Below are 16,952 nucleotides of genomic sequence, written 5' to 3' on the forward strand. Positions count from 1 at the left end.
CATGACCGACGAAGCCGTTCAGCGACTGCTGGACGGCTTCGTCGCGTCCACGTCGTCTTTGCCGGCTCAGGCAATCTGGGTCCACGGTTCGCTGGCCCTCGGCGACTTCGTCCCGTCGCGCAGCGACCTCGACCTGGTCTGCGTCGTCGCGGGTGACCCTGATCCCGCGGCCATCAAGGCGATCCACCGGCCGCTGACGTCACCTCTGGGCCGTCGCCTGCACTGCACCTACATCCCCGTCGACTCCCTCGCCGACGCCACGCTCCGGCACCCGACCTTCGCCCAGGAGCGCTACTTCGCCCGTCCGGTCACCCCGGTCACCCGACGCGAGCTCCTGCTCGCCGATCGGGCGCTGGCCGGGCCGCCACCCTCATCGTTGCTTCCAGCAACCACCGACGCCGAGCTGGCGGACTTCGTCCGCACCGACCTGCTCACCTTCTGGCACCCGGTCACGCGGAAGCGGCGCCCTTGGCTCCGCGACATCTGGGTCGACCTGGCGATGGTCACCCTGGCCCGCGCCGAGACCACGCTGCGCACCGGCACGCTGATCACCAAGCAGGCCGCGCTCGCGCGGCTCCCGGCGCTCGGAGCACCGGCGGCCGTCGTCGAGGACATCCACCGGCGTCGGTACGGCGGCGCGGTGAACCGCTCGACGAGCTGGCGTCTCCACCGCGCCGACCTCACCCGGACCTACCTGCGGGCGAAGATCCCCAGCATCGTCTGACCCAGGCGTGCAGTCCGGCCGCGGGTCTCGAGACCCGCGACCGGACTGCGGCTCAGTCGGTGGTCAGCACCGCACGATCAGGCTGGTGAGCGCGGTGCAGCTCCGGGTCGCCTTGTCGTTGCCCGACTCCGGGTCGGCCGGCGAACTCGTGGTCCGCTGAGCGGTGGCGACCAGCGATCCAAGCGTCAGCAGTCCGGCGTCCGCCGTCAGCGTCCGCGTCGTACTCGCGCCACTGGCCAGGGAGGCGATGTCGCAGTTGACCGATCTCGTCGTCCCGACCCGCGGGCAGCTCGACCCGGCGTAGCCGAGCCCGGCCGGGTACGTCCCGACCACCCGGATGCCGGTCGCGGCAGCCGGACCGTTGTTCTTCACGGTGATCGTGTACGTGATCCGCGCGAAGACCAGGGTCCGCACCGACGCGGTCATCGACACCGCGACGTCGGCGGTCGTCTGCACCGGCGTGATGGTCAGCGCCGGACCGTCGAAGGTCTCGAACGCGTAGTTCTCGCCGATGAACTGGTGCTGCAGCGTGATGGTCCCGGCCGGGGCGTCGTCCTTGACCCGGAAGGTCCACGTCACGGTCCGGGACTCACCCGCCGGGACGTCGTGGAAACCGGCCCGGTAGCTGCTGCCCAGCTGGTCGCAGGCGAAGGCTTCCGGGCAGGACACGATGTCGACCAGGTTGGGCAGGTACGCCGGATCCTTGGCGTACATGCCGGCCTTGCCCCCGACGATCGTGAAGTCCCTGTCGTTGTACAGCGTCTCGGTGACCGTGAACGTCTGCCCGGGCGCCACCGAGGCCGTGCTGACCTCGATCGCACTGGACGGCGGTACGGCGTTCGCGACCTGCGGAGCCGCGACCAGGCCGGCGCCGGCGACGGCTGTCACCAGCGCAGCACGAACTAACTTCCAGGCATGCATGGCAAGCCCCCCATGGTGTGAATGAACCCCAGTGATCTGCCCCCACAGAACCGCCGACGACGGCGGTCAGTGCAGTATGGAGCCGCTACACACTGTGGTCAACCTCACAGGACGTTGCCGTGGTCAACTGCTGGTTGCGGCTAGTTGACGACGACCGGGGTGCCGTCGGTGACGCGGAGAAGCTCGGCGTACGTGGTGGGGAAGACCGAGTGCGGGATGCCGCCGGCGGCCCAGATCTCGGCGTACTGGTCGAGCGCGGTGTCGACGAGTGTGCGGACCGGCGCCGGGTGACCGACCGGGGCGACGCCGCCGATGGACTGGCCGGTGTGCTGCTTCACGAACTCCGGTGTGGCCCGCTTGAGCTTGGTCAGGCCGAGCTCGGCGGCCAGCTTCGCGGTGTCGACGCGGTGCGCGCCCGAGGTGAGGATCAGCACCGGCGTACCGTCGCCGTCGAAGATCAGGCTGTTCGCGATCGCGCCGACCTCGCAGCCGAGCTCCGCCGCCGCGGCCGCCGCGGTCGGGACGGCCTCGTCGAGGATCCGGATCCGTCCGTTCGCTCCGGCTGCGGCCAGGGCGTCCGCGACTCGCTGGACATTGGGATGAGTGCTCACGTTCGCGACCTTACTTCTCGTAGATCTTCAGCAGTTGCCGGTACGCCGCCGGGTTGCTCAGCAGGTCCGTGCTGTCGGCGAACTGGTCGACCGAACCGACCAGCGGCAGCCCGCGCAGGTGCTCGTCCTTCACCTTCGCCAGGCATGCCTCGACGAACCGCTCCGCGCCCAGCACCATGGCCGGCCGTTCGTGGAACTGCCGGGGCGTCGGGTCGACCTCGTCGGTGATGCCCAGCTTGTTGTGCCGGCGCGCGACCAACTCGTACGCCGAGACCAGCGCGTGCTCGCGATCCCCTTGCTCCTCGGCCGCGAGGGCCTGCGCGAGCAGGGCGTCGAGCCCGTCCGCGTGCCCGAGCCGGCTGAACGCCGTGCCGAGCCACTTCGCGTACGGCGCGTAGGCGCGCTCCATCAGCAGCGCCAGCCGCAGCACGTCGCGGGCCAGGCGGGCGACGAGGATCCGGGAGCCGAGGTCGTCGCCGACCTCGAACGTTCGCTGAACGAACGGTTCCTCCTGGGCGATCCGCGACCACTGGCAGGCGAGCATCCAGAGCCACACGTCGTCCGGGTACCAGCGCAGGGCGTCGCGGACCGGCTGCAGCCGCCCGTCGTCGGTGTACACGGGCCCGGCGACGACGCCGAGGAGCTTCTGCTGCGGGGTGATCAGCCAGTTCGCCTTACTGAGGTCAGCGGTCGCGTCGAAGCCGAGCAGGTCCTGGAGCCAGTCGGAGAGCGTCGTCACGGTGATGTGGTGGATCGGCTCCTGCGTGTCCCAGCCGAAGCGCACCGGGTGTCCGTCGTACTCGTCGGGAAGGCCTTGCTCGACGAGTGCTTTCACCTGGTCGACCTGGCCGGCGTCGACGAACACCTGCAGCCGCGGGCCCCAGCCGTGATCCGTCGACCGCTCGGTGTCGTAGCCGAGCACGTCGGAGCCCCAGCCGAGCAGGCCCGCGGCGTACGGCGTACTGCCGAGCAGCGGGCGGATGACGTCGGCGTGGAAGCCCTGGCTCAGCTCCCGCGCCGAACGGAAGGTCGTCATGCGTCCCGACCCTAGGGCCGGAACGCCTTGCCTGCATCAGGTTTTCAGGCTTTCAGCTCGGCGGCGCCGAACGAGACGTTGAACCGGTTGCACCAGATCGAGACGCTGCTGAAGTCCCCGAGGTCGACCTCAGCGGGGATCGCGTAGTTCTGGCTGCCCTTGTTGCCCTTCAGTTGCCCGAGGCTCCTGGCCTTGCCGTCGTCGAACACGTGCCAGCCGGCCTTGCCCTCGACAACCTTCGCGTCGCTCAGCCACACCTCGAGGTCGGGGCCATCAGAGGTGTCCAGGTTCTCCAGCCGCAGGATCCGTGAGCCGTCAGGCAGCCGGACGATCGACACGGCGCCGGAGGTGTCGTGCTCGTGGGTGACGAACGTGCCCCGGCTGAGGACCGCCGGCGCTTCGTCCTTCGTCGGTGTGGGGCTGCTCGGCTTCCGAACGGAAATTGTCGGTGGCGCCTTGGAGGATGAAGGCATGAGAGACGGAGCAGTGGTCGGTACGACGCCTGGCAGGGCCTCGTCGACGACCGTGTCGGTGAACACCCGCCACGGCTGGAAGAGCGGCAGCGCCACGGCGGCGACCACTGCTGCCCCGGCGACGACGACTGCCAGTGTGCGTTTCGGTGCCGCCATCGGTCCGCTCGCTCTCGTTCGATCTGGTGCCTTCGGAGGGGTGGCACCAGTCTGGCCCGACGCGGCCGGGCGCGGGGCGCGCCGGAGCTTACGGCCCGTTGACGTCTGTCGGCGGGCGCGGTTACGCTGTGAGTGTTCGAACAGATGTTCGATTGCCTCGGACCCGGGTTCGTCGGGAGTCCGGAGCGGGGCGATCGGCACAACTGCTCGGCTCCGGTGCGGAGTTGCGGCCGCATCGGTGACCGGCGGACCCGGTGGGCCGGGCGCCGAGGTGGACCTCGACCCCCACCCGGCGCCCACCCACCGGGCCGCTACCCAGGGGAAGTTCGCGCACAGGAGGCGATGGAGCATGTGGGAGTTCGACGAAGCCGTTGAGGTGCGTTCCGGCGTCGTGGACGGCATCGAGTCTCCGGAGCAGTTCCTGTGGCGCGGCCGGCTCTGGATGGTCTGCGCGGTGCAGGCGCACTGGACCGAGACCGCCGCCTGGTGGGAGCGCGGAGTGATCGGCTCGGGCGTCGGCGCCACGGCGACCGCCGTCGCGGCCGGATCGTCCGCCGCCGTCGGGGTCCTGGACGCCGACTGGGGCCCGCGCCGCTCGGTCTACCGGGTGGAGGCCGGCTGCGGCCGGCACGCCCGCCGCGAGATGTTCGACCTGGCCCACGACCCGGACTCGGGCCGCTGGCAGCTGGAGCGGGTGACCGACCAATGACCCTGTCCCGTCTGCTCCGGACGACCAGCCTCCAGCTCCCACGAGACGACCAGCCGCTCACGGACTCCGCGCAGGAGTCCGAGCTTCAGCCCGTGATCTGTGGAAAGGGTGAGTAACCGATGACCGTTTCACCGGTTTCCCCGGCCGCCGCCGGATCGGCGACCCGCGACCTGTCCCGTGCCCGCGCCGCACTGGCCGAGGCCCGGGAGACGAGCGACCACCTGATCCGGTACTCCACCGCCCACGTCGCCGCCCTGCGCCTGGCCGCCGCGGTCCTCGCCGTCCGGGCCCGCCCGGTCCGCTCCGGCCCGCGCCGCCGGGTCCAGCGCAACGCCTGGGTCCTGCTCGCCGAGGTCGCGCCCGAGTTCGCCGAGTGGGCCAGCTTCTTCGCCGCCGGCGCCTCCCAGCGCGCCGCCGCCGAAGCCGGCCTGGAGCGAGCCGTCAGCACCCGCGAGGCCGACGACCTGATCCGCGAGGTCGAGACGTTCTACGGCCTGGTCGAGGAGAGCCTGCACATCACCACCCAGCAGACCCTCCCGGAGTACTCCGAACCCCAGTCGGTCCTGGCCCAGTCCTGGATGCAGGCCAGCTGACCTCCACACCTGGCTTGCGGTGAGGCCCCCCGTTCCTCCCCGCAAGCCGGCCAGCTGGGCGGCCTCATCACCCGCCCACCCACCTGAAGGACCCCGGCCCGCCAATCCACCGGGGTCCTTCAGCAGGTCCGGCGTCCTACACCACCGCGTCCAGGCCCCGGGGGCGAACTCAAGCCTGCTTCGGCGTGAGGAGTCCGCGGTTGAACGCCTCCGCCACCGCGGCGGCCCGGTCGTTGACCTCGAGCTTGGCGTAGATGTTCAGCAGGTGCGTCTTCACCGTCGCCTCGCTGATGAACAGCAGCCGCGCCGCCTCCCGATTGTTGTTGCCAGCGGCCACCAACTGGAGCACCTCCAGCTCCCGCGCGCTCAACGCATCGGCAACCGGCGTACGGAACCTGCTCATCAACCGCTGAGCCACCGCCGGCGAGAGCACCGACTCTCCGCGCGCCGCCGCCCGAACCGCGTGGACCAGTTCCTCCCGCGGCGCGTCCTTCAGCAGATACCCGGTCGCCCCGGCCTCGATCGCCGGCACCACGTAGCTGTCGGTGTCGTACGTCGTCAGCACGAGAACTCGCGTCGCAAGCTCCAGGCGTGCGAGCTCGGTGATCGCCGCGACGCCGTCCATCCCCGGCATCCGCAGATCCATCAGGATCACGTCCGGGACGAGGGCCCGCGCCAACCGCACGGCCTCGGCCCCGTCGCCGGCCTGCCCGACCACCTCGAAGTCCGGATCCGCGGCGAACATCCCGCTCAACCCGTCCCGCACCACCGGATGGTCGTCGGCGATCACCAGCGTGATCACGAGTTCCCTCCCGTCGGGAGGCTGACCGAAATCGCCGTCCCGCCCGGCTCGGACTCGATCTGCAAACTGCCGGCCAAAGCCTCCGCCCGCTCCCGCATCCCGACCAACCCGAATCCACCACCGGCGCCCGGGGCGAACCCTCGCCCGTTGTCCCGGATGTCCAGCGCCACCTGCTCGTCGAGATAGGAGAGCGTGACCCCCACCCGGTCGGCGCCGGCGTGCTTGGCGACGTTCGCCAGCGCCTCTTGCGCCGTACGGAGAAGTGCCGCCTCGGCCTCAGCGGACAGCGGCCGCGGCGTACCGGTCGTGGTCACCTGCACCGGAACTCCCTGCAATGCCGACCATCGCTCGGCCACCGTCGCAAGGGCCTCACCCAGCCGGGCGACCTCGAGCGCCTCCGGCCGCAGTGCGTGCACCGACCGACGGGCCTCGGACAAGCTCTCCCGTGCCAGCCCGGTCGCCGCCTCGACATGTCGACGCCATCCCGCCGGCTGATCGGCAGCATGCTCCGCTGCCTGCAGTTGCGTGATGATCCCGGTCAGCCCCTGCGCCAGCGTGTCGTGGATCTCGCGGGCCATCCGCTGCCGCTCGTCGAGCATGCCGGCCTCGCGGGCCTGCGCGACCAGCCGGTCGTGCAACTCGGCGTTCTCGGCGAGCGATGCCTCCAGCCGCCGGTTCGCCTCACCGAGCTCGGCCAGCGCGAGCTTGCGCTGCTTGTTGTGCTCGTCGCTGTTCCAGAAGATCCACGCCGCCACGCAGATCGCGATCACGTTGATCGCCACCACCAGCACGTACGTCGTCAGCTCGAACGCCGTCGACTTCGGTACGCCGTGCATCTGCGACGTCCCCGCCAGCACGGCGACCCCCGCCGCCCCCGCCAGCCGCCACGGCCAGGGCAGCACCGCGAACGTGTACGCGTACCCCGCGATGCAGAAGAACCCGAACCACGGCGCCCGCAGAATCAGCACCGCCATCAGCACCAGCACCCCGGCGACGAACACCACCATCACCCCTGGCCGCTCCCGCCAGTCCGGGTGCAGGGTGAACATCCACACCATCCACGCAGCCAGCACCCCGCAGAGCACCAGGTCGATCACCACCGCCCGCGAGTCACCCCACTCGGCAGCAACTGTGTAGCCGGCCAGCAGCACGAGCAGCACGTACGGCGCGACGGTGACCATCGGGTACCACCGCGGCTCCCGCGCCCAGAACAACCGCGGCGTCGCACCACTCATCCGTCGCTACTTCTTCCTCGAGACCAGCACCACAACTCCCAGCAACAAAACCCCACAAACCCCCTGCTCCACCTTCAACCACCCCGGAAAGTCTCCAGGAATCACCAGAATCACCACGATCGCCACCAGCATCACCGCAGCCATCACCCGCAACCGCAGCAACCCCCGAGCCGACCCCCGCGCCGCACTCCGAGCAAACCCGAACATCACCACCGACGTCACCGCCACGATCGACCCGCGCACCCACACCGCATCAGTCACCGCCGCCGTCTTCCGCAGCCCCACAATCACCCCCAACGTCACCAAACTCAGTACGGCGTACGCCGCCACCAACCCCCGAACCCGCCGAAGGCCCCCGACCGCAACCACACCCTGCTCCACCGCGCGCTGTCCCATACCCCCACCCTGCTAGCGCAGCCCCCACCCGACATCCCCCAACCAGCCCCACCCACTCAACCAATCAGCTGACCCGGAGCTCTGCCGAGAGCTGCAAGCGGGGGTCCGACGTCGCCCCGCCCCATTCGACATCGCCTAACCGGTCTCTTCGCCTCAGCCCAGCTGGTCGGCACTCCGGGACCGCTGCGAGGAAGGATAGGAATTGCGGCTGGCGGCTGGAGAAGGATGGGAAGGAAAGCAGCGGAGTGGGGCAGGGGGACGGAAGGGGAGCCGGAGGGGAGTGAGACCGCCCGCGAGCCGAAGGCGTACTTGCGCGAAGAGGCCTGGTACGGCAGCTCTTAGCCGGGGCCGTAGGGTTGTGGTGCGATCGGCGGTACGACGGCCGGCGTGGTCAGGTGGGTTGGGCTTGCTGGGAGGGGTGTCTGAATGGTCGACCGACGTCGGCGTTCGATGCGGACGGCGCTGGTGGCCGAGGCGCTGCGGGTTGCGCTGGCCGGGCGGACCCGGACCGACCCGACCGCGGGGCTCGACATCGTCGACCTGGGTGGTGGCACGGGCGGGTTCGCCGTACCGCTGGCGGTCGAAGGTCACCGCGTGACGGTGGTCGACCCGAGCCCGGACGCCCTGGCTTCGCTCGAGCGGCGCGCTTCGGACGAAGGTGTGCGCGAGTTGGTGCGCGGCGTCCAGGGCGACGCGGCGGATCTGCCGCAGGTCGCGGGCAAGGCGACCGCCGACGCGGTCCTCTGCCACGGCGTACTCGAGGTCGTCGACGACCCGGCACAGGCCCTTCAGGCGATGGCTTCGGTACTACGAGACGGCGGCGTCCTCAGCCTGTTGGTTGCCCAGCGCAACGCCGTCGTCCTGGCGCGCGCCCTCGCCGGTCACCTCACCGAAGCCCGTACCGCCCTCCAGGACCCCGACGGCCGCTGGGGCCCCGCCGATCCGATGCCCCGCCGCTTCGACGAGGCAGCCATCGTCGCCCAACTGGCCGAAGCCGGCTTCATGGTTCACACCGTCCACGGTGTCCGCACCTTCACCGACCTCGTCCCCGCCGCCATCGTCGACTCCGAAGCCGGCGCCGCCGAAGCCCTGGCCGACCTCGAACGAGCCGCCAGCCAACACCCCGCCTTCCGCGCGCTGTCCCCGCAACTCCACATCCTCGCCACCCGCTAGCCGACTCCGGCGCGGAGCGCTGCCCTCCGCGGGTCGTGTCGTCGGTGGTGACTGGCCGGAAAGAATCAACAACGTTCGCCGAAGGCTCGACCCGGCCGTGGTCCTTCGCTGGGTACTCGCGGATGCAGGCGGGTGGTCTGCCGGGCGACGTGCACCACCGTCTATGCCGCTGCCGTTGGACTCTGTCAGGCGGGTGGATGGCGCGGAAGGGCCTCGTGAGGTTGGTTGGACGGTGGTGCACGTCGGCGCTGACGTGCACGTCGAGGCGGACGGGCAGCACTCAGCAACCGGCGTCTGGTCGGCGTGCCACGCGGGAATACGGCGAACGAGACTTCGGTGAGGGCGGTTGGTGAGTGGTGCACGTTCGGGGATGTGCCTGTGGTCCGCTGACTGCTGAGCGGGCACCGCTCACCGGACGGAGCGTCTGACCGCTAGTCGGCGACCTGGATCGCCCGGGCCGGGCAGAGAGCGGCCGCTTCGTGGACGTCGGGGGAGAGGGCCTCAGGCGGACTCTCCTCGAGAAGCACGACGATGCCGTCGTCGTCTCGTTGGTCGAAGACTTCGGACGTGGTCAGGACGCACTGCCCGGAGGCGATGCAGCTGTCTTGATCGACGGTGATCTTCATGCGGATCCTCGATTACCAGGTGACGGGCAGGGAGTAGACGCCGTAGATCTGGGCGTCGTGCTTGAAGGCGACCTCGTCCAGGGCGACGGCTCGGCGGAGCGTCGGGATGCGGCGGTAGAGGGTGCTGTAGACGACCTGCAGCTCCATCCGGGCCAGCGGCTGGCCGAGGCACTGGTGGACGCCGAAGCCGAAGGCGACGTGGCGGCGGGCGTCGCGTTCGACGTCGAGCACGTCGGGGTGGTCGAACGCCTCGGGGTCGCGGTTGGCGAGGTCGTTGGGGAAGATCAGGCCGTCGCCGGCGCGGATCTGCTGGCCGGCGTACTCGAAGTCCTCGGCGGCGACGCGGCGGCGGCCGCGGTGGGTGATGTTGAGGTACCGCAGCAGTTCCTCGACGGCCCGCGCGACCACCTTCGGGTCGTCGGCGTCGCGCAGTACGGCGAACTGCGCAGGGTGCTCCAGCAGCGCGAGGGTGCCGAGGGCAATCATGTTCGCGGTGGTCTCGTGCCCGGCGACCAGCAGCAGGATGCCGGTGCCGGCGGCCTCGCGCCGGGTGAGCTCGCCGGTACGGACACGCTCCGCGAGCTCGGTCAGGACGTCGTCCGCCGGCTCGGCGAGCTTCCGGCCGATCAGGTCGTCGAGGTACGCGATCAACTGGTCGGCGGCCGCCTTGCGTTCCTCCGGCGAAGTCTCGATCCGGATCAGCAGCCGGCTGGTCTCCTGGAAGAAGTCGTGGTCGTCGTACGGGACGCCGAGCAGCTGGCAGATCACCAGCGACGGCACCGGCAGGGCGAGCGCCTCGACCAGGTCGACCGGTCGCGGCCCGGCGAGCATCCGGTCGATCAGGTCGTCGACGATCTGCTGTACGCCGGGCTGCATCGCGCGGACGCGTTTGATCATGAACGGCGCGGTCACCATCCGCCGCAGCCGGGCATGCTCCGGGTCGTCCATCTGGATGAACGCGAAGCTGTCCCGTTCCCGCGCGACGTTCGGGATGCTGTCCGGGTACCCGGGCCGGGTGCTGTCGGCGCTGACCCGCGGATCGGCGAGCAGCGCCCGCTGGTCGGCGAACCGGGTCACCAGCCACGGCGTACTGCCGTCCCAGATCCGCACCTTCGCCAGCCGCTCCTCGGCCTGCAGCGACCTCAGCTCCGGCGATGGGTCGAACGGGCAACCAGTTGCCTTCGGCATCGGGTACGCCGGGAGTGCGGCCTTCATCGATCTCCTCTCGACAGCACGACGGTCACCAGGTCACGGGCAGCTTGTGCACGCCGTACACGATCGCGTCGTGCTTGAAGTCGACCTGGTCCAACGGGACGGCGGCGCGCAACGTGGGGATGCGGCGGTAGAGCGTGCTGTAGACGACCCGCAGCTCCATCCGCGCGAGTGGTTGCCCGAGGCACTGATGGATGCCGAAGCCGAACCCGACGTGCCGCTTGGCGTCGCGCCGTACGTCGAGCACATCGGGCTCGTCGAACACCTCCGGGTCGCGGTTGGCGATGTCGTTGGGGAAGATCAGCCCGTCGCCGGCCTTGATCGTCTGCCCGGCGATCTCGATGTCGCTCAGCGCGACGCGGGTCAGGCCTCGGTGGGTGATGTTGAGGTAGCGCAGCAACTCCTCGACCGCGCTGTTGACCACGGCCGGGTCGTCGGAGTCGCGCAGTACGGCGAGCTGGTCCGGGTGCTCGAGCAGGGCCAGGGTGCCGAGGGCGATCATGTTCGCGGTGGTCTCGTGCCCGGCGACCAGCAGCAGGACGCCGATCCCGGCCGCCTCCTCGCGGGTCAGCTCGCCGGCCGTCACCCGCGCGGCGAGTTCGGTCAGTACGTCGTCGCCCGGCTCGGTCAGCTTCCGGCCGACCAGCTCGTCCAGGTACGACGTCAGCCGCTCGCGCGCGGCCATCCGCTCCTCCAGCGGCGTCTCGATCTTGATCAGGGCCTTGCTGTTGACCTGGAAGAAGTCGTGGTCGTCGTACGGGACGCCGAGCAGTTGGCAGATCACCAGCGACGGCACCGGCAGGGCGAACGCCTCGACGAGGTCGGCCGGTCGCGGCCCGGCCAGCAGTTGGTCGATCAGGTCGTCGACGATCCGCTGGACGCCCGGTTCCATCGCGCGGACGCGTTTGATCATGAACGGCGCGGTCACCATCCGGCGCAGCCGGGAGTGCTCGGGGTCGTCCATCGAGATGAACCCGACCGGGCTGCCGGTCCTCGGTGTGTTCGGCTGGAGGATCGGGAAGCCGTCCCGGGTCCGGTCGGCGCTGACGCGGGCGTCGGCGAGCAGCGTGCGCTGGTGGGCGAAGTGCGTGACCAACCACGACGTGCTGCCGTCCCACAACGTCACCTTCGACAGCGGCTCGGCGGCCTGCAGGGTCCGTAGCTCCGGCGGTGGGTCGAACGGACAACCTGTTGCCTTGGGCATCGGATAATGGAGCTGCGGAGCTGCGTCGAGCGACATCGCGTCACCTTCCGTCATCGTTCGGTGCCGGTCCGTACAGCATCGTTCGCAGGCCTTGTTAAGTCAAGCGCCTGACTTAAACGATTGTTGGATCAGGCTTCCGCGCGATCGGTTGCCGGACCGTGACGCGCGGGACAGGCGGTCAGGGTTTCGTGGACCGCACCGGCGGCCTAGACTGGACTCGGCCTATCGAGATCGCGCTCACCATGGAGGGATCGACGGTGCCCCTCTCGGAAGAAGAGCAGCGCCAGTTCGAGCAGCTCGAACGTGCCCTCGCTGCGGAAGACCCGAAGTTCGTCTCCGCCATGCGAGGAACCAATGTGCGCTTGTACTACAAGCGCCGGGCAGTTCTGGCCGGCGTTGGATTCGTGCTGGGCATCGTGATTCTGATGGCCGGCGCGATCATTCCCAACACCATCATCGGCGTCATCGGTTTCGTGGTGATGGTGGCCTGTCTGTACGTCGCGGCGCTGAGCATGAAGCGGATCAGCAACGCTGCCGACGGTGACGACATGCCGCCGCCCCCGCCGCCGAGCAAGAAGCACCGGACCAGGCACGACTCGTCCGGCAGTTTCATGGAGCGGATGGAAGACCGCTGGCGCCGCAGGCGCGACGAGGACCTCTGAACCCGCGCTGACCGACACTGCGACCACACCCGCGCCGTACGCCGGGTGTGGTTCTGGTTTGCGCTCTCGATACATCACTCCCGGTCACTGTGGGTACCGGTGGACCGCACGCGTTCAGGGCGGTCGCCAGGTCGCCCACGGTCGTCGTTGGGAGTTTGAGTATGAGCATCGGAGTCGGGATCTTCCTGATCGCCGTCGGCGCGATCCTTGCCTTCGGGATCCGGGACGACGACGCCGGGGCGGTCAACCTGACCGTCGTCGGGGTGGTGATCATGCTGGCCGGCGCGGCGGGGATCTGGTTGTCGTACAAGATCACCAACGACCGGCGCCGGGTGCCGACGGACGCGATCGACCCGGCGGTCGAGGAGCAGTACCGCACCGTCGAGGCGAGCCACGACGAGCACCACACCCGGATCGAGCACCGTCCGGAGGGCCGTACGGCGAAGCCTGCCAAAACGGCGAAGCCCCAGCCGATCACCCCGCAGCCGGTCGAGTCGGAACTCGGCGAGCACTTCGACCCTGTTCAGGCGGTCGACAAGCCGCGTACGCCGGAACAGCCGCCGGTCGAGCAGCCCCCGAGCGGAGAGCGCACCATCGAGCTGGACCCCTCCGCCAGCGGCCTCCCCGAACAGCCGCGCCGTCGTACCAACTGAACAACCCCCACAGACAGAACCCCCGGACCAGGTGGCCCGGGGGTTCTTGTGGTGATGGGGGTGGGGAGGGGCAACTCCGCCCCGGACCCAGCCGGCTGTGCCGGCGGGTTCTGTTGCTCAGTCCGCGTGTCTGCTGCGGCGGGGGAGGAGCGTGCTGCGGATCCTCGCCAGCAGGAGGTCGAACTCGTCCAGCAGGTCCGACGCCTCGGCGCTGCCTCGGTTGAGATACCAGCGCCAGGACGGGGGCAGCAGGCGGGCTCGCCAGCGTCGGACGAGTTTGGCTTGGGACCACAGGGCCTTGCGGACGTCGGCTGCTTCGGTGCGCAGGTCGACTTCGGCATCGGTCAGACCGGCGTAACGGACGGACTCCAGGCCTCGGGCCAGGCGGTGGGCCTGGGGATGCACCGCTTCGGGCAGTTTGGTGGTCATCCAGTCGCCGAGCTGGCGTGGGGTTGAGCTGTCGGACCAGTCGAGGCCCAGGTCGCGGGAGGTGTCGCGGATCTCCGCCCAGAGGCCCTCGACGCCAGCACGCCCCGGAGGGCGGGCGAAGCGGCGGCGACGCGTCAGGGAGCGGATCAGCCACGGGATGCCGAGGATGAAGACCACGACGACGCCGATACCGATCGCCTGGGCGCCGCCGTTGCTGAACCAGTTGCCGGAGTCGACCGGGACGAGGCCGTTGTCGTCGGGCAGGTTCCGGTCGCCGGGACGCTCGAACTCCGGGTCCGTGGTCGAACCGGGCGTGGTCGGCGCGGTCGTCGGCGCGGCGGTCGGCGTCGACGGCAGCGGCGCGGCCGGCTCGGTCCAGCTCGGGGTGGTCGCGACCCGCGCCGACGGGGTCGGCTCGAAACGGACCCAGCCCTGCCCCGGGAAGTACAGTTCCGGCCAGGCGTGCATGTCGTGCATCCGTACGACGTACTGGCCGTTCTTGCCGGGCTGGCCGGGCAGGAAGCCGATGCCGACGCGCGAGGGGATCCCGAGCACGCGCGCCATCAGCGCCATCCCGGTGGCGAACTGCTCGCAGTAGCCGACCCGGTCCCGCAGCAGGAAGTTGCGCAGCGCCGGCATGCCGCTCTTGTTGTCGGTGTCGGTGCTGTAGGTGAAGTCCCCGCCGCGGAAGAAGTTCTGCAGCGCGACGGCCTGCTGGAACCGGTTGTCGCCCGCGTCCGCGACGACCTTGTAGGTCAGGTCGCGGATGTCGTCCATGTTCCGGTTCGGGATCTGGCTGGTGTACTCGTCGGGCTCCGAGCCGGGCGGCGTCGCCTGCAGCACCTCCGGCGTCAGCGGCAGCTGGTACGCCTTGAGCCGGTAGTTCTTGCCGGCCACCCCACCGCCGCCGTTGGTGGACACGACGTCCAGCGACGACGCGTCGAACCGCCAGCGGTCCTTCAGCGAGATCGAGCGCAGCGGGTACGGCACCGGCGCGAACTGCGAGCGCAGGTTCCGGCTGACGTCGATCTTCATCTCGGTGGTCGGCACCTTGCTCAGGTCACCGTTGAAGCCGGGCGGCGCCGACAGGTCGTTGTCGGTGATCTTCTGGCCCTCGGTCCGCGGCGAGATCCGCCAGGTGTTGCCGTCGAACTGGTCCAGCGCGGTCAGCCGCAGGTAGGTCCCGCCGGCCGGGCCGCCGGTGTAGGTCAGCGCGGTCACGTTGTCGCCGCGCTTCAGGTTCTTGCCCATGTCGAGCATCGGGTCGGTCGAGGTGATCGAGGCGCCGATCCCGGGGCCGGTGCCGCCACCGGCGAGACCGTTGCCGATGACACCTTCCGGCAACGCCGGCAGCAGGGCGGGCAGCAGCGCGGCGAGGGCGATCACGCTCAGGCCGATCCGGCGGCCGGCCTGGCCGAGCGCGGAGGCTTCGATCGGTTCGGACGCGTCCAGGTGGGAGACGCCGGAGATCCGGCGCCCCCAACGACTCAGCCGGGTCCGGCCTTCCGCGGCCAGCAGCACGATGTAGCCGACGGCCGGCGGGATGAAGAGCAGCGCCGGCAGTCCGCCGTGCACGGTCGCGGCCGGCACCGTGTACATGGTGAGCAGCAGCAGTCCGGACCACGCCGCCTGACGGAGTTGTACGGCGATCAGGTGGATCAGCAGCCCGGTCGCCGAGATCACCGACGCCGCGAACAGCGTCAGGTGGTCGTCGGCCGGCAGCGGCGCGCTGAAGCGGTTGATCGCGCTCATCGCGTTCACCATCTGCTGGTTGAACTCGAGCGCGGTCTCCTTCCACGGCAGCAGCCCGAAGTGCAGCGTGTCGCGCAGGAAGATCAGCGACAGCGCCTCGACGAGTACCACCAGCTGAATGACCGGTACGACGAACCGCGGGGCGCGCAGGTTCTGCAGCAGGATGCCGGTGCCGGTGACGATGGCGCACAGGAACGCACTGATGAACAGGAACGGCCCGGAGAACACCGGCGCCAGCACGAGCGCACCGAGCACCGTCGCCACCCACGCGGCGAGCGAAATTCTCACGTGTCCGGTCATGCGATCCTTCCGCTCCGCAGTCCCAGGCTGGACCACACGGTGGGCAGGGGGTCGCCGCGGCGGACTCTGGCGACGCGCCAGCCGTTGCGGCGGAGTTCTGATTCGGTGGCGTCCGTGGCGGCGGCCAGGCGGTTCGCCTTCTCGGTGCCCTCGACGCCGACGGCCCAGCTGACCGCGTCGAGCAGCAGCGCGACGCCGGTGGCCTGTCCGGTCCGCCAGCGGTTCAGTGCGGTGATGTCGTCGCTGGTGCAGGCACCGACGACGGCGATCGCGAGGCTGGGCTCCTGGACGTGCCGGTCGACGGTGAGCAGCGGACCGACCTCGGCGTACTTGTGCTCCTCCACCGTCGCGCACTCGGTCAGCAGCTGCTGCGTGGTGAGCGGCTGGTGCACCGCGGTCGAGCTGCGGTGGGTGATCGCGGACAGCGTCGTCGGTCCGCCCAGCAGGGTGGTGACGTAGCCGCGCCGGATCCGGTCGGCGCCGATCGAGGCGACCGCGCTGACCGACCACTCCAGGCTGGACGACGGTCCGTGCCCGTGGTGGGAGATGATGCGGGCGTCGAGGAAGATCGCGCACCGGCTCTGCCAGGGCTGCTCCTCGCGACGCACCATCAGCGACCCGCGGCGGGCCGTCGAGCGCCAGTGCACGCGGCGGAGGTCGTCGCCGTCGCGGTACTCGCGAACGGTCGCGTCCTCCTCACCGGCCGACGCGATCGCGCGGGGCCGGTTCTCGCCCGATCCCGCGCGGTCCGAGCCGAGCCGTACTTCGGGCAGCTTGTGCACCCGTGGCGTGACCAGCAGGTACTGACTGCGCGCGAAGGTCCGGCTCGTCTCCACCAGCCCGAACGGGTCGGCGACCGTCAGCATCAACGGTCCGACCTGGAACAGCCCCCGGACGTCCGACTTCACCGGGTAGGTGACAGTGCGCTTCCAGTTCGGGCTGACCCGGTCCACCACGAACCGTGGCCGGTGGCCGAGCACGTAGGGAATCCGGTCCTCCAGCAACAACAGTCCGGCCGGCATCCGGCCTTCGTTGCTCAGAGCGAGCTCCACCGTGGCCGTCGTGCCGACGGTGACCTGCGCCGGCGCCAAGCTGCGTCGTACCTGCAGACGCAGCCGGGTGCGGCCGACCACCAGAGCGGCCACCACCGGCAGAGCGACCAGGAGGATGCCGACGCGCAGCAGGTCCTTCTGGCCGAGCAGCAGAGCGCACAGCGACGCGGTGATCCCGGCAGCGACGAACGCCCGCCCCCGGGTGGTGAGTCCGCGGAGTGCCTGCCTCATGC

18 protein-coding genes are annotated in these 16,952 nt (G+C 70.1%); 6 read left to right on the forward strand and 12 right to left on the reverse strand.

The window, feature by feature from the left end; translation table 11 throughout:
- The first annotated feature begins 1 nt into the window (after position 1).
- Complete coding sequence (locus tag ABD235_RS03915) at positions 2-724, forward strand: nucleotidyltransferase domain-containing protein (RefSeq protein WP_344169452.1); 723 nt, start codon at positions 2-4, stop codon at positions 722-724.
- Between the two features lie 63 nt (positions 725-787).
- On the opposite strand, the gene ABD235_RS03920 is transcribed toward ABD235_RS03915, so the two are convergent.
- The 4 genes from ABD235_RS03920 to ABD235_RS03935 form a co-directional block, all read right to left on the reverse strand.
- The gene (locus ABD235_RS03920) at positions 788-1,612 is read right to left on the reverse strand and encodes a DUF11 domain-containing protein (protein ID WP_344169455.1); all 825 of its coding nucleotides are present in this window, start codon (positions 1,610-1,612) and stop codon (positions 788-790) included.
- A gap of 173 nt (positions 1,613-1,785) precedes the next feature.
- Positions 1,786-2,256, reverse strand: coding sequence for a YbaK/EbsC family protein (locus ABD235_RS03925; protein WP_344169458.1), 471 nt, complete (start codon positions 2,254-2,256; stop codon positions 1,786-1,788).
- 10 nt (positions 2,257-2,266) lie between these two features.
- Positions 2,267-3,292, reverse strand: a complete 1,026-nt coding sequence (locus ABD235_RS03930; RefSeq protein ID WP_344169461.1) for a DUF4037 domain-containing protein — start codon at positions 3,290-3,292, stop codon at positions 2,267-2,269.
- A gap of 44 nt (positions 3,293-3,336) precedes the next feature.
- A complete protein-coding gene (locus ABD235_RS03935) occupies positions 3,337-3,921 on the reverse strand; it encodes a DM13 domain-containing protein (RefSeq protein ID WP_344169464.1) in 585 nt (194 codons plus the stop codon).
- A gap of 349 nt (positions 3,922-4,270) precedes the next feature.
- On the opposite strand from ABD235_RS03935, the gene ABD235_RS03940 reads away from it, so the two are divergent.
- Positions 4,271-4,630 carry a DUF6504 family protein gene (locus tag ABD235_RS03940; RefSeq protein WP_344169467.1) on the forward strand — a complete coding sequence of 120 codons (360 nt, stop codon included), beginning with the start codon at positions 4,271-4,273 and terminating at the stop codon, positions 4,628-4,630.
- A gap of 119 nt (positions 4,631-4,749) precedes the next feature.
- Positions 4,750-5,223 carry an SAV_6107 family HEPN domain-containing protein gene (locus ABD235_RS03945; protein ID WP_344169470.1) on the forward strand — a complete coding sequence of 158 codons (474 nt, stop codon included), beginning with the start codon at positions 4,750-4,752 and terminating at the stop codon, positions 5,221-5,223.
- Between the two features lie 169 nt (positions 5,224-5,392).
- On the opposite strand, the gene ABD235_RS03950 is transcribed toward ABD235_RS03945, so the two are convergent.
- The 3 genes from ABD235_RS03950 to ABD235_RS03960 are packed head-to-tail and all read right to left on the reverse strand — an operon-like array spanning position 5,393 to position 7,656.
- Positions 5,393-6,025, reverse strand: a complete 633-nt coding sequence (locus ABD235_RS03950) for a response regulator (RefSeq protein ID WP_344169474.1) — start codon at positions 6,023-6,025, stop codon at positions 5,393-5,395.
- Positions 6,022-7,260, reverse strand: a complete 1,239-nt coding sequence (locus tag ABD235_RS03955; protein ID WP_344169477.1) for a sensor histidine kinase — start codon at positions 7,258-7,260, stop codon at positions 6,022-6,024. Before ABD235_RS03955 ends, ABD235_RS03950 begins: the two co-directional genes overlap by 4 nt.
- Before the next feature lie 6 nt (positions 7,261-7,266).
- Positions 7,267-7,656 (reverse strand): hypothetical protein, encoded by a 390-nt coding sequence (locus tag ABD235_RS03960; RefSeq protein WP_344169480.1) that lies wholly within the window; start codon positions 7,654-7,656, stop codon positions 7,267-7,269.
- Between the two features lie 426 nt (positions 7,657-8,082).
- Here ABD235_RS03960 and ABD235_RS03965 point away from each other — a divergent pair, with 426 nt between their 5' ends.
- Positions 8,083-8,829, forward strand: coding sequence for a class I SAM-dependent methyltransferase (locus ABD235_RS03965; RefSeq protein WP_344169483.1), 747 nt, complete (start codon positions 8,083-8,085; stop codon positions 8,827-8,829).
- Positions 8,830-9,260: 431 nt separating this feature from the next.
- Here ABD235_RS03965 and ABD235_RS03970 read toward each other — a convergent pair whose 3' ends face one another.
- The 3 genes from ABD235_RS03970 to ABD235_RS03980 are packed head-to-tail and all read right to left on the reverse strand — an operon-like array spanning position 9,261 to position 11,907.
- Positions 9,261-9,455 carry a ferredoxin gene (locus ABD235_RS03970; RefSeq protein ID WP_344169486.1) on the reverse strand — a complete coding sequence of 65 codons (195 nt, stop codon included), beginning with the start codon at positions 9,453-9,455 and terminating at the stop codon, positions 9,261-9,263.
- 12 nt (positions 9,456-9,467) lie between these two features.
- Positions 9,468-10,670 (reverse strand): cytochrome P450, encoded by a 1,203-nt coding sequence (locus tag ABD235_RS03975; protein ID WP_344169489.1) that lies wholly within the window; start codon positions 10,668-10,670, stop codon positions 9,468-9,470.
- 25 nt (positions 10,671-10,695) lie between these two features.
- Positions 10,696-11,907, reverse strand: a complete 1,212-nt coding sequence (locus ABD235_RS03980; protein WP_344169492.1) for a cytochrome P450 — start codon at positions 11,905-11,907, stop codon at positions 10,696-10,698.
- Between the two features lie 152 nt (positions 11,908-12,059).
- On the opposite strand from ABD235_RS03980, the gene ABD235_RS03985 reads away from it, so the two are divergent.
- Positions 12,060-12,533: a DUF3040 domain-containing protein gene (locus tag ABD235_RS03985; RefSeq protein ID WP_344169495.1), complete on the forward strand. Its 474-nt coding sequence runs from the start codon at positions 12,060-12,062 to the stop codon at positions 12,531-12,533.
- 161 nt (positions 12,534-12,694) lie between these two features.
- Positions 12,695-13,186, forward strand: coding sequence for a DUF6458 family protein (locus ABD235_RS03990; protein WP_344169498.1), 492 nt, complete (start codon positions 12,695-12,697; stop codon positions 13,184-13,186).
- A gap of 117 nt (positions 13,187-13,303) precedes the next feature.
- Here the strand turns inward: ABD235_RS03990 and ABD235_RS03995 are convergent, their stop codons facing one another.
- Entirely contained in the window at positions 13,304-15,667 is a 2,364-nt protein-coding gene (locus ABD235_RS03995) for a transglutaminase TgpA family protein (RefSeq protein WP_344169501.1), read from the reverse strand.
- Positions 15,664-16,950 carry a DUF58 domain-containing protein gene (locus ABD235_RS04000; RefSeq protein WP_344169504.1) on the reverse strand — a complete coding sequence of 429 codons (1,287 nt, stop codon included), beginning with the start codon at positions 16,948-16,950 and terminating at the stop codon, positions 15,664-15,666. Before ABD235_RS04000 ends, ABD235_RS03995 begins: the two co-directional genes overlap by 4 nt.
- Positions 16,951-16,952 lie beyond the last annotated feature (2 nt).

The sequence above is a fragment of the Kribbella lupini genome (assembly GCF_039529595.1).
Lineage (GTDB): Bacteria > Actinomycetota > Actinomycetes > Propionibacteriales > Kribbellaceae > Kribbella > Kribbella lupini.

What these genes read in the sequence shown, in the direction of transcription:
- ABD235_RS03915 (WP_344169452.1), top strand. Translation starts at nt 2, where the DNA reads ATGACCGACGAAGCCGTTCAGCGACTGCTGGACGGCTTCGTCGCGTCC.
- ABD235_RS03930 (WP_344169461.1), bottom strand. Translation starts at nt 3,292, where the DNA reads ATGACGACCTTCCGTTCGGCGCGGGAGCTGAGCCAGGGCTTCCACGCC.
- ABD235_RS03935 (WP_344169464.1), bottom strand. Translation starts at nt 3,921, where the DNA reads ATGGCGGCACCGAAACGCACACTGGCAGTCGTCGTCGCCGGGGCAGCA.
- ABD235_RS03940 (WP_344169467.1), top strand. Translation starts at nt 4,271, where the DNA reads ATGTGGGAGTTCGACGAAGCCGTTGAGGTGCGTTCCGGCGTCGTGGAC.
- ABD235_RS03945 (WP_344169470.1), top strand. Translation starts at nt 4,750, where the DNA reads ATGACCGTTTCACCGGTTTCCCCGGCCGCCGCCGGATCGGCGACCCGC.
- ABD235_RS03955 (WP_344169477.1), bottom strand. Translation starts at nt 7,260, where the DNA reads ATGAGTGGTGCGACGCCGCGGTTGTTCTGGGCGCGGGAGCCGCGGTGG.
- ABD235_RS03960 (WP_344169480.1), bottom strand. Translation starts at nt 7,656, where the DNA reads ATGGGACAGCGCGCGGTGGAGCAGGGTGTGGTTGCGGTCGGGGGCCTT.
- ABD235_RS03965 (WP_344169483.1), top strand. Translation starts at nt 8,083, where the DNA reads ATGGTCGACCGACGTCGGCGTTCGATGCGGACGGCGCTGGTGGCCGAG.
- ABD235_RS03970 (WP_344169486.1), bottom strand. Translation starts at nt 9,455, where the DNA reads ATGAAGATCACCGTCGATCAAGACAGCTGCATCGCCTCCGGGCAGTGC.
- ABD235_RS03975 (WP_344169489.1), bottom strand. Translation starts at nt 10,670, where the DNA reads ATGAAGGCCGCACTCCCGGCGTACCCGATGCCGAAGGCAACTGGTTGC.
- ABD235_RS03980 (WP_344169492.1), bottom strand. Translation starts at nt 11,907, where the DNA reads ATGTCGCTCGACGCAGCTCCGCAGCTCCATTATCCGATGCCCAAGGCA.
- ABD235_RS03990 (WP_344169498.1), top strand. Translation starts at nt 12,695, where the DNA reads ATGAGCATCGGAGTCGGGATCTTCCTGATCGCCGTCGGCGCGATCCTT.
- ABD235_RS03995 (WP_344169501.1), bottom strand. Translation starts at nt 15,667, where the DNA reads ATGACCGGACACGTGAGAATTTCGCTCGCCGCGTGGGTGGCGACGGTG.
- ABD235_RS04000 (WP_344169504.1), bottom strand. Translation starts at nt 16,950, where the DNA reads ATGAGGCAGGCACTCCGCGGACTCACCACCCGGGGGCGGGCGTTCGTC.